The organism is Chromohalobacter sp. HP20-39, from assembly GCF_033052815.1.
Lineage (GTDB): Bacteria > Pseudomonadota > Gammaproteobacteria > Pseudomonadales > Halomonadaceae > Chromohalobacter.
Map to the genome: position 1 here is coordinate 1 of NZ_JAWHTP010000777.1, position 263 is coordinate 263.

1 protein-coding gene is annotated in these 263 nt (G+C 68.4%); it reads right to left on the reverse strand.

The annotated features are described in order from the left end of the window. Positions 1 to 263: TolC family protein (locus RVY79_RS20070; protein WP_317466337.1), on the reverse strand; the 263-nt coding region annotated here is incomplete at both ends.

Consider the following 263-nt stretch of genomic DNA (forward strand, 5'->3'; position numbering starts at 1 on the left):
GCTTGCTCCTGCGCCAGCTCTGCCTGCCAGCGGTCCACATCGACCGACGTGGCCTGCCCCGCGTCGAACTTTCGGCGAACCACTTCGACCTGGCGCTGCGCAACGGCAATCGCCTGACGGTTCAACGCCACGCGGTGCGCAAGTGTCTGCAGCTCGAAGTAGGCGGTTGCCACATCGGCCGCCAGCGCGATCTGGGTTGCGCGTAACGCCTGGGAGGCGGCTTGCGCGTCCGCCTCGGCCGCATCGATCGCCAAAGCCCCTCG